The sequence below is a fragment of the Desulfofundulus thermobenzoicus genome (assembly GCF_009428905.1).
GTDB lineage: Bacteria > Bacillota > Desulfotomaculia > Desulfotomaculales > Desulfovirgulaceae > Desulfofundulus_A > Desulfofundulus_A thermobenzoicus.
Map to the genome: position 1 here is coordinate 1 of NZ_WHYR01000005.1, position 11,258 is coordinate 11,258.

Below are 11,258 nucleotides of genomic sequence, written 5' to 3' on the forward strand. Positions count from 1 at the left end.
CCCCCGCCCCCGGGTGACCACGGTGCCCAGGTAGGCCATATTGCGGGCATCCCCCGGGATGACTTTGCCAGCGATGGCCTGCACCTGTTTTTTCGCCGGAATGGACTCGCCGGTTAAAGCCGATTCCTCCACTTCCAGGTTTACTGCCTGCACCAGGCGCACATCGGCAGGCACCCGATCCCCGGCCTCCAGCAAAACCAAATCCCCCGGCACCAGTTCAGCAGCGGGGATTTTGCGCTCCAACCCGCCCCGGATCACGCGGGCTTCGGGGGCGGCCAGTTCCCTTAAGGCCTCCATGGAGCGTTCGGCCCGATACTCCTGGATACAGCCCAGGACGGCGTTTAATGTAACAATAATCATGATGGTCACGGCGTCGGCGTATTCACCCAGAAAACCCGATATCACCGTAGCCGCCAGTAAAATGAGCACCATGAAATCCCTGAACTGCTCCAAAAACAGCTGCCACAACGGCACCCGGGGAGCCCTGGTCAGCTGGTTGGGGCCGAAGCGCGCCATCCTCTCCCTGACCGCACCGTCATCCAGGCCCCGCTCCAGGCTGGTTTGCAGTACCGCCGCCACTTCCTGTCCGGATAGGGAATACCACTGTTCCGGCATCGGACATCACCCCTGTTTGTCCCTTTGTCCCATTTAAGCTTATGCGCAGCTGGTGGCAAAAATAACCGGGGAACAGGCCGGCGGTTTTTTCAACTTTTCCAGTCACCGGACGCAGCCGGTCTTTATGGTAAACAAGGTTTTTTAGCGGTTCCGCCCGGTAACGGGACCCAAAGCGGCAAAAGCATAAACGGTTATGCCCTTGATACCGGATCCCTATAGATGTTAAACTGTCATATGACATGCCGGATTAACCGGGCCGGCGCTGTAAGGCCTTCCGGTAATTTCCGCATGATAGCTGACGAAAGGAAGCCTTTCCCATGCCCTTTGACGGATTGGTACTGGCGGCCATAGGCCACGAATTGAAGATAAAAATAATGGATGGCCGGATTGACCGGATATACCAGCCTTCCCCCCTGGAGATGAACCTGATCATTCACCGCCCCGGGGAACGCCTGCGCCTTTTGCTCTCGGCCCACCCCGAACACGCCCGCATCCACCTGACCGGGCAAACCCGGGAAAACCCCGCTTCTCCCCCGCTTTTCTGCATGGTCCTGCGCAAGCACCTGGAAGGGGGGCGCATCCGGGAGATCCGCCAGCCGGGACTGGACCGGGTGCTGATCCTGAAGGTTCAGGGACGGGATGAACTGGGCCGTTTATGCATCAAAGAATTGATTTGTGAAATCATGGGCCGGCACAGTAACATTATCCTGGTGGACGCCGGCAGCAAGCAGATCATCGATGCCATCAAGCGATACACCCATGCCGTAAGCCGGCACCGGGAGGTATTGCCAGGCCGGGAATATATTCCCCCGCCGGAACAGCACAAGCTGAACCCTTTCACCCTGGATGAGGAGGAATTTCGCCGGGCGTTACTGCAGGAGTCTCTGGATGCACCCGTGCAGGCCGTTCTGCACCGCCGCCTGGACGGCGTAAGCCCAATTATGGCCAGAGAAATAGTCTACCGGGCGGGGCTGGAGGACGGGCTGGTGGTGGATCACTGCGGAGAATATGAACTGCGGGTTTTGTGGCAGGCGCTGCAGCAAATAGCCCGCCCGGCCGCCCGGGGGGAATTTCACCCCACCCTCATCCTGGACCGGCACGGCCGGCCCAGGGAATTTGCCGCCTTTGAGCTGACCCACCTTCAGTCCCCCGGTCGCAAACACGGGTCCATGAACCAGGTGGCGGATTTGTTTTATGCCGCCAGGGAGGAACAGTCCAGGATGGAACAGGTGCGCCAGTCCCTTTTAAGTGCAGTACGGCGGGAAATGACCCGGGTGGGTAGAAAACTGGCCCTGCAGGAGGAAAGCCTGGCCGAGGCCCAGAGGGCGGAGGAGTTGAAGTTATACGGTGAACTGCTCACGGCCAACCTCTGGCGCCTGGAAAAGGGAGCCCGGGAAGTTAGCCTGGAAAACTTTTATGACCCGGCCAACCGGCCGGTAACCATCCCCCTGGATCCCTGTTTGAGTCCGGTAGAAAATGCCCAGGCCTATTTTAAAAAATATACCCGGGCCAGAAATACCGCTGTTGAGGCCCGCACCCGGGCTGAGCAGAGCAAAGAGGAGCTGGAATATTTAACAGGCGTGGAAACGGCCCTGCACCAGGCCGCCACCATGACCGAAGTGGCGGAAATAAGGCAGGAACTGGAAGAACAGGGCTACCTGCCGGCACTCCCGGCAGAAAGACCGGGAAAAAGGGAGCCGGAAAAACCCCGGCCCCTGACCTTCACCTCCAGCGACGGCTTTACCATACTGGTGGGGCGGAACAACAGGCAAAACGACTACCTGACCACCCGCCTGGCCCGGGATGAGGACATCTGGCTGCATACCAGGCAGATTCCCGGCTCCCACGTGATCATCCGCGCCGGCGGCCGGGAGGTGCCGGACACCACCCTGCAGGAAGCCGCCTCCCTGGCCGCCTACTTCAGCCGGGCCCGGGAGTCGCAAAACGTGCCGGTGGATTACACCCTTCGTAAGAATGTCAGCAAGCCCCGGGGCGCCCGGCCGGGTTACGTGATCTATACCGGGCAGCGCACCATTAACGCCAGCCCCGGGGAGGAACTGGTGGAGAAGCTGCGGTCCGCTCATGGTCATCCAGAAAAATGAGCCCCCATAGTTTGCGGGCAAGCCCGGGCAGTATCCGGGGGCCGAATAATCCCGGCGGAAAACTTCGATTCCGGTAAAAAAAGTACTCCAGATAATCTTCGGCAACCGGCACTAGTCTTCAGCCCGCCGCCTTTAAACCCATGGAACCAAGCATGTCCAGGTCCTTCTCTATTTCATTGCCCCGGGTGGTAAGATAGTTGCCGATCATCAGGCCGTTCACGGCCACGGCCAGAGCTTCCCCCTGCCGGTAGCCCAGGGCCGGCTCCCGCCCGCCGCACAGCCGGAAGGTGGCCCGGGGCATGATCAGCCGGAAAAGGGCCACGGTTTTTAAGATCTCCTCCACGGGCGGGGGCTTCTGTCCGGCCAGGGGGGTACCGGGTATGGGGTTGAGGATGTTCACCGGCACCGAGGTCACCCCCAGTTCCCGCAGTTCCAGGACCATTTCCAGCCGGTCCTCCATCCTTTCCCCCAGGCCGATGATGCCCCCGGCACAGACAGAAAGCCCGGCCGCCCGGGAGGCCCGGATGGTGGCCACCCGTTCTTCAAAGGTGTGGGTGGTACAGATTTGGGGAAAATAGCGGCGGCTGGTTTCCAGGTTATGGTGATACATGGTTACCCCCTCTTCTTTTAACCGCCGGGCCTTTTCCTGATCAATGATCCCCAGGGAAGCACATAGCTGCAACCGCGTTTCGGCCCGCAGCACCCGGTAAATGGCCAGCACCTGCTCAAAATCATGCTCCCCGATGCCCCGGCCGCTGGTGACCAGGGCAAAACGCCGGGCACCGGCGGCCTCCATACGCCGGGCTTTCTCCAGGGCCTTTTCCGGGCCGATCAATGGATATATCTTTACCCCGGTTTTATGGTGTGAGGACTGGGCGCAAAAGCGGCAATTCTCACTGCACAGCCCGGAACGGGCGTTGACGATGGAGCACAACTCCACTTCCCTGCCCGTGAAACGCTCCCGTACCTGCCGGGACAGGTCCAGCAGTTCCATCAGATATCCCGGCGGGAGGCCGGCCAGCTGTAAAGCCTCTTCCCGGGACAACCCCTCCCCGGACATAACCTTATTTTTAATTTCCCGCCACACTATGTAACCCCCCCATTAACAAATTGGACATGGGAATTAATGTCCTGTAACCGCAGCTATTGATTCGAAAGTGATTTCCAGGACATTATTCAATTCCCCTTCCGACATGGTCAGGATGGGCATGAGCACAATCACGTCGCCCAGGGGGCGGATGATCAGGCCCCGGCGGCGGGCCTCCAGGATCACCCGGTGGCCCACCTGCTCCTGCACCGGGTAAGATTTTTTCGTCTCTCTGTCGGCCACCAGTTCAATCCCCACCATCATCCCCCGCTGGCGGATATCCCCCACATGGGGCAGCTGCCAGAAACTTTCCAGTCCCCGGCGCAATAGTTCGATTTTGGGCTGCAGGGTACCCGGCAAACCCTCCTGTTCAAAGAGTTCCATGCTGGCCAGGGCGGCGGCACAGGCCACGGGGTTGCCCGTGTAGGTATGGCCGTGGTAAAAGGTACGGCATTCCTCCGGTTTGCCCAGAAAGGCACTGTAAATCTCGTCGGTGGTCAGGGTGGCCGCCAGGGGGAGATAACCGCCGGTAATACCCTTGGCCAGGCACATCAGGTCCGGAGAGACTCCTTCATGTTCACAGGCAAAAAGGCGGCCCGTGCGGCCGAATCCCACGGCCACTTCATCGGCAATAAGCAGGATATTGTACCTGGTACATAATTCCCGCACCCGTCTCAAGTACCCCGCAGGAGCGGTGATCATCCCGGCCGCCCCCTGCACCAGGGGCTCAATGATCAGGGCGGCCACTTCCCCGTGGTGTTTCCCCATCAGTTCTTCCAGCCGGTCCACACAGGCCATGCCGCAGCCATCTTTTTCCAGTTCCAGGGGGCAGCGATAGCAGTACGGTGCGGGGGCATGGAGGCACTGAAAAAGCAGGGGCCTGAAGATGCCATGGAAGAGGGACATGCCGCCCACACTTACGGAACCAATGGTGTCGCCATGATAGGCCTCCGCCAGGGAGATGAACTTTGTCTTGCTGTGGTGGCGCCCCCCTTCCTTCTGCTGCCAGTATTGAAAGGCCATCTTCAGGGCAATCTCCACGGCAGTGGCGCCGGCGTCGGAGTAAAAAACTTTGTTCAGTCCAGAGGGAGTAATCTCTACCAATTTTTTGGCCAGGAGGATGGACGGCACGTTAGCCAGGCCCAGCAGGGTGGAGTGGGCTATTAAATCCAGCTGTTCTTTGATGGCCCGGTTCAGGGCCGGGTGGCAGTGGCCGTGGACGGTCACCCACAGGGAGGAAACGCCGTCCAAATAGCGGTTACCTTCCACATCAATTAAATAACTGCCTTCCCCCCGGGCAATGATCAGGGGCTTTTCCTGAACATATTGCTGCATCTGGGTAAAGGGATGCCAGACATACTGCCTGTCCCATTGTTCCAGCAGTACAGGGTCAAAGGTTTGCAAAACAGGCACCTCCGCAGGAAATTGAATAATAACGTTTTAAAGCAGCTCCCGCCAGGCCACAGCCTGTTCCACCGCATCTAAAAGTCCGCCGGTCCGGCCTTCTTCCACACTCACCGCCGGCAGGTACGGCACTATGCCCAGCACCCTCACACCGGTCATCGCCTCAATAACGAGCGGATTGTTCATTTCCGTGGGACCGGCCTCTTCCTGCTTCTGACCGTTGATAATGATCCCGGCCACCGCCAGGCCGGCATTCCGGGCATAGGCCACGGTCAGCACGGTATGGTTGATACTGCCCAGGCCCGGGCGGGCCACCACCAAAAGGGGCAGGGAAAGTTCCCCGGCCAGGTGAGCCACGGTAAATTCCGGGCCGGAAAGGGGTACACATAATCCACCGGCCCCCTCCACCAGGGTTAAATGGTGCTTCTGCAGTGCCTGCCGGCAGAAATCCACCACCCGCCCGGGTGCAATGCTTTCCCCGGAAAGCTGTGCAGCCAGGTGCGGGGATACCGCCGGCTCAAAGCGGTACAGATTCAATTCATCCATGGGTAAAGACAACCCGGCCGCCCGGCGGTAAAAGGCCGCATCTTCGGGGATTAATTGTCCATCCTGCATAACGGCTCCGCTCTGCACAGGCTTTACCGCCAGGGCGTCAATACCCCGGCGCCGCCAGACCCCCACCAGGGCGGCGGTGATCACCGTTTTGCCTACACCGGTATCGGTACCGGTAACCAGATATCCTTTGCCCATCAGACCACCTCCCGGTGCACTGGATTGAGCAGTTGCAGGGTTTTGTAGACCTTGCTCCCGGTAAGAGAAGCCACCACAGAAAGGAAGAGGTCCCCCGGGGAGCAGATGATGGCCCCAAACCATACCGCCTGGGCCAGGGTAAAGGTTTTATGCACCACGTAGTTTAAAATTATGTACAGGTGTAACACCCCCAGGGTATAAACCACCACCAACCCGGCCAGGCTGGCCAGAAAATAACCCGGCACGCCCCTTTCCCGCAATTTTTCCGCCACCGCTCCAATTACGTAAGCCCCCAGGGCAAATCCCACCAGATAGCCAAAGGTGGGCTGCAGTACATAGGCCGGCCCGCCACCCTGGGTAAAAATGGGCAGCCCGGCCAGGCCCAGGACCAGGTAGACCACCTGGCTCATAAAGGCCAGCCGCCTGCCCAGCAAAAGCCCGGCAAAGAGGACAAAGAGAAACTGCAGGGTGAAGGGCACATAGGGAATGGGGATTTTAATGAACGCCCCCACCGCCGTCAGTGCCGCAAACATGGATACCAGCACCATATCCCTCACGCTGAGCTGCAAAACCAATCCCCCCCTTATTGTTAACCATACCAACTGCACTGGTTAACCAATACTATATAAAAACCCCGTGGTAATGTCAACCATAAAATCTATTACGGTAAACTGTTATCCGGGTGCTACTTCAATCTTAATACGGGCCGGGTACCCTTTCCACCGGATACTTTGGAGTGTCTTCTCATACTTAATTTTCTCTAGCCGGGTATCCTTACCAATAAACCGGATACCCGGCCATTCCCACCAATTATTCAAAATAAACCCGCGGCACCCGCTTGCTGATTAAACAGACCACTTCATAATTGATGGTGCCCATGTGGGCGGCCACTTCTTCCACGGGCAGGAACCGGCCTTTCTGCGTTCCAAAAAGAACAGCCTCATCCCCCGCCCGCACCCCGGGAATACCGGTGACGTCCACCATACACTGGTCCATGCACACCCGGCCCACCACCGGCGCCCGCCGCCCGTGAATCAGCACCGATGCTTTGTTGGACAGCAGCCGGGACCAGCCGTCGGCGTAGCCAATGGGCAGGGTGGCAATGACCGACGGGGCTGCGGTGGTAAATTTACGGCCATAGCTGATGGAAGTGCCCGCCGGCACCTCCTTGACCTGGGCCACCCGGGCTTTCAGTTCCATGGCCGGTTTTAAATCAACCACCCGCCGCACTTCCGGGGAGGGCCAGAGGCCGTATAAAATAATCCCGGGCCGCACCATATCCAGGTGCATTTCCGGCAGTTCCAGGGTGGTGGCGCTGTTGGCCACATGTTTTATGGGGATGGTCACCCCCCTGGCCTCGATACCGGCCATGGCTTCCATAAAACGGGCAAACTGCCACCGGGTGTAGCTTTTATCCCTTTCATCGGCACTGGCCATGTGGGTAAAGGCTCCTTCCACGTGCAACCCCGGCAGTACCGCCACGGCGGCGGCAAAATCCGGCGCTTCGGCGGGGGGTACCCCGATGCGGCCCATGCCCGTGTCAATCTTCAAATGCACCCGGGCTTTTTTCCCGGCGGCCACGGCAGCGGCCGAGATGGCCCGGGCATCGTCCAGGGAAAAGACGGTCTGGGTGATGCCGTGTTCCACCAGCAGTGGTGCCTGCTCCGGCGGCGTGTAGCCCAGGATGAGAATGGGGGCGGTTATGCCTGCCCGCCTCAAGGCCAGGGCTTCGTCCAAAATGGCCACCGCCAGGTAGCCGGCCCCGTTCTCCAGGGCCACCCGGGCCACCGGCAGGGCTCCGTGGCCGTAGGCGTCGGCCTTGACTACGGCACAAAACTTTGTCTGCGGTTTTAACAACCCGCGGATAACACGCACATTATGGGCCACGGCCGTTAAATTCACCCGGGCCCACACGGGGCGGCCGCTTACATTGCTTGCTGCAGACATGGGGAAGACCTCTTTCCATGTTTGTTTATTTATTTGTTTGTTTATTTCAACCCTCACCCGGCATGGGAAGGCCGGGTGCTATAGTTGCCAAAGATGAAAAAGGTTAAGCAAGGGGAATTCCCGCCGGCCGGTAACCGGCGGTTTTTACTTAAAACGGGTTTACTGTGCAAAGAGGGGCCTTATCCAGGACCCCTCGTTTCATTTTGTGTAACTATTCAGTGAAACCGGTGTGGGCACGGCGTTGTCCCCGCTCACTCCGGTGCTCCGCGCCGACAGTACCACAGCTCGCTTCGGGCCGGCTCTGGCTCCCTGCGGATTGCCATCGATACTATTACTTATGCTATCTTACTGTTTTTCTCCGATGTGATTCTGTCACGTTTCTAAAGACGTTTACGTTGGCGTCCTCGGGAGCCGAGCCGGCAACCTCAGCTCGCTGGGTACTGTTACCGGCGCTTCGCAATGTCGTTCGCTCTGGGCAACGCCGTGCCTTCATATCAACCACCGGTTCCAGTGAACACTTACCATTTTGTTTTATTTTAACCGCACCTCAACCATTGCACAACCCCGTCAGGAAGCAACGCGCATCAAATCCACCGGCACATCCATTACCTCATGCAATGGAGTGTACTCCAGGTTCAGGGCTTCGGCCACCGCTTTATAGGTTACTTTGCCGTCGTACACGTTTACACCCCTGGCCAGGGCGATATCTTCCTTCACCGCCCGGGCCAGACCCTTGTCGGCCAGGGCCAGGGCATAGGGCAGGGTGGCGTTGGTCAGGGCAAAGGTGGAGGTGCGAGCCACCGCACCGGGAATGTTGGCCACGGCATAATGAATCACACCGTATTTTACATAGGTGGGATGGGAATGGGTAGTCACCCGGTCCGCCGTTTCCACACAGCCGCCCTGGTCAATGGCCACGTCCACAATTACCGCACCGGGCTGCATGTTTTTCACCATATCTTCGGTGACCAGCTTGGGTGTCCGGGCACCGGGAATCAGCACGGCGCCGATGACCAGGTCTGCATCTTTCACCGCTTCCTTTATACCGTAGCTGCTGGACATGAGGGTTTTCACCCGGGCACCGAAAATGTCGTCCAGGTAGGCCAGTCGTTCGGCATTCTTGTCAATGATGGTTACCTCCGCTCCCATACCTACGGCCACCTTGGCCGCATTGGTACCCACGGTGCCACCGCCCACAATCACCACTTTGGCCGGTGGTACGCCGGGCACGCCGCCCAGGAGCACACCACGGCCACCATAAGGCTTTTCAAGGAACTGGGCGCCGATCTGGATGGACATGCGCCCGGCCACTTCGCTCATGGGCACCAGCAGGGGCAACGTCCCCCGGTTGGTCTGGATGGTTTCATAAGCCACACCGGCAATCTTTTTGACCAGCAAAGCCCTGGTCAGCTCCGGTTCGGGAGCCAGGTGCAGATAGGTAAAGAGCAGCTGGCCTTCTTTAAACAGGTCGTATTCCTCCGGCAGGGGTTCCTTTACCTTCATAATCATGTCTGCCCGGGCGTATACTTCAGCCTTGGCCGGCAGCATCTCGGCACCGGCCGCTATAAACTCCTCATCGGTAATGCCGCTGCCCAAACCGGCCTCCTTCTCAATAACCACCCGGTGCCCGGCCTTCACCAGGGCTTCCACGCCCGCCGGGGTAATGCCCACCCGGTTCTCATTGTCCTTAATTTCTCTGGGTACGCCAATAATCATCCTGCTCTGCCTCCTTATAATTTAGTTGTCCGTCGTCAGGCGCCGGATCCGGGTTTAACGCCCGGTTCTTAGCAGGTATTCGCTGCGGTAAATACCTTATCCTTGTCAATTTATTGCCGTAAACTATCAGGATATTTACTTTAGCTTCCCTTTCACAGGACTTTTTTAGCTGGAACGGGCTGCGTTGTCCCCGTTTCCTTATGGCGACGGTGCAGGCCGAAAAGATAGTAGGAAGCCACAATCAATACAAACCAAACCATACCGACATATAAAGCTATCCTGGTGGTTTCGTCAAAGGCCATTAACACCACCACAAAAGCCATTATGGCCAGGGCTATCCAGTTGGCATAGGGGAACAGGACAGAGGGGTAGGGTAATTTCGCCACTTCTTCGGGTGACAGGGTCCGGCGGTATTTCATTTGCACCACCAGCACTATTCCCCACACAAACATGACGCCCAGGGCTCCCATGCTGGTCACATAGATAAATACCTTTGCCGGAACCAGATAATTCAAAACCACGCCAATCAACATTACGCAGCTGGAAACAATTATGCCTATATGGGGAACGGCATGACTGGAAAGCCGGCTCAGAACCGCAGGAGCATTTTTTTGCAGGGCCAGATCGTAAAGCATGCGCCCGTTGCTGTAAATACCGCTGTTGCAGGAAGAGGAGGCGGCCGTCAATACCACAAAGTTAATAATGGAAGCCGCCGCCGGAATGCCCAGTTGGGCAAAGGTTAAAACGAAAGGACTGCCTTTGGTGCCAATCTCATCCCAGGAGTAAAGGGACATGATCACCAGCAGGGAACCCACATAGAAAATCAATATCCGCCAGAGAACCTTGTCAATGGCTGCCGGGATGGTTTTTTCCGGGTGCTGGGCCTCACCGGCGGTAACCCCGATGAGCTCCACGCCCACGTAAGCAAACATCACCATCACCATGGCCATCATCACACCATTGATACCCCTGGGGAAGAAACCGCCGTGGGACCACAGGTTGCTGAAACCAATGGGGACCCCATGATGGCCTAAACCAAAGACAATCATGCCCAGGCCCAGGATAATCAAGGTCACAATGGTAACCACCTTGATCAGGGCAAACCAGAACTCAAACTCCCCAAAGGCCCTTACCGCAATCAAGTTCACCGTAGTCATTATCACCAGGATGGCCAGGGCTCCCACCCACTGGGGCACCTGGGGAAACCAGAACTGGATGTACACACCCACAGCGGTGATTTCGGCCATACAGGTGGTTATCCAGGTAAACCAGTAGGTCCAGCCGGTGACATAGCCGGCCAGGGGCCCCAGGAACTTGTTGGCATAAGCGCTGAAGGAACCGGCCACGGGGTAGGATACCGCCAGTTCGCCCAGGGCGCGCATCATGAAAAATATGGCCACACCACCAATGATATATGAAACCACCAGGGCCGGACCGGCCGTCTTGATGGCCGTGGCCGAACCCAGGAACAGGCCCACACCAATGGCGCCACCCAGGGCAATCAGCTGAATATGCCTCTCCTGCAATCCCCGGTGCAGGTTTTCGGCATTTTTCTCAGACATGGCACAACCTCCTTATAAAAGTTGCTGGTCACGGATGCAGGTGTCCAACAGCTCCTCAGATCTGACGGACAGCTC

The 11,258-nt window shown here is 58.0% G+C and carries 9 protein-coding genes; 1 reads left to right on the forward strand and 8 read right to left on the reverse strand.

Annotated elements, in window-relative coordinates:
• Positions 1 to 615, reverse strand: a 615-nt coding sequence (locus tag GFC01_RS02745) for an HAD-IC family P-type ATPase (protein ID WP_152945114.1), incomplete at its 3' end; no start/stop codon positions are given.
• Between the two features lie 317 nt (positions 616 to 932).
• Between GFC01_RS02745 and GFC01_RS02750 the strand changes: the two genes are divergently transcribed.
• Complete coding sequence (locus tag GFC01_RS02750) at positions 933 to 2,717, forward strand: Rqc2 family fibronectin-binding protein (RefSeq protein WP_152945115.1); 1,785 nt, start codon at positions 933 to 935, stop codon at positions 2,715 to 2,717.
• Positions 2,718 to 2,835: 118 nt separating this feature from the next.
• Here the strand turns inward: GFC01_RS02750 and bioB are convergent, their stop codons facing one another.
• From bioB to GFC01_RS02785, 7 genes are all read right to left on the reverse strand, one after another.
• Positions 2,836 to 3,804, reverse strand: coding sequence for a biotin synthase BioB (bioB, locus tag GFC01_RS02755; protein WP_341473716.1), 969 nt, complete (start codon positions 3,802 to 3,804; stop codon positions 2,836 to 2,838).
• A 36-nt stretch (positions 3,805 to 3,840) separates the two neighbouring features.
• Entirely contained in the window at positions 3,841 to 5,217 is a 1,377-nt protein-coding gene (bioA, locus tag GFC01_RS02760; RefSeq protein WP_423244358.1) for an adenosylmethionine--8-amino-7-oxononanoate transaminase, read from the reverse strand.
• A gap of 27 nt (positions 5,218 to 5,244) precedes the next feature.
• On the reverse strand, positions 5,245 to 5,958 hold the full coding sequence (bioD, locus tag GFC01_RS02765; RefSeq protein ID WP_194174771.1) for a dethiobiotin synthase: 714 nt from the start codon (positions 5,956 to 5,958) through the stop codon (positions 5,245 to 5,247).
• Complete coding sequence (locus GFC01_RS02770) at positions 5,958 to 6,527, reverse strand: biotin transporter BioY (protein ID WP_152945118.1); 570 nt, start codon at positions 6,525 to 6,527, stop codon at positions 5,958 to 5,960. Before GFC01_RS02770 ends, bioD begins: the two co-directional genes overlap by 1 nt.
• A 241-nt stretch (positions 6,528 to 6,768) precedes the next feature.
• Positions 6,769 to 7,905 carry an alanine racemase gene (gene alr / locus GFC01_RS02775; protein WP_152945119.1) on the reverse strand — a complete coding sequence of 379 codons (1,137 nt, stop codon included), beginning with the start codon at positions 7,903 to 7,905 and terminating at the stop codon, positions 6,769 to 6,771.
• Positions 7,906 to 8,472: 567 nt separating this feature from the next.
• On the reverse strand, positions 8,473 to 9,621 hold the full coding sequence (ald, locus tag GFC01_RS02780) for an alanine dehydrogenase (RefSeq protein ID WP_152945120.1): 1,149 nt from the start codon (positions 9,619 to 9,621) through the stop codon (positions 8,473 to 8,475).
• A gap of 152 nt (positions 9,622 to 9,773) precedes the next feature.
• A complete protein-coding gene (locus GFC01_RS02785; RefSeq protein WP_152945121.1) occupies positions 9,774 to 11,183 on the reverse strand; it encodes an amino acid permease in 1,410 nt (469 codons plus the stop codon).
• Positions 11,184 to 11,258 lie beyond the last annotated feature (75 nt).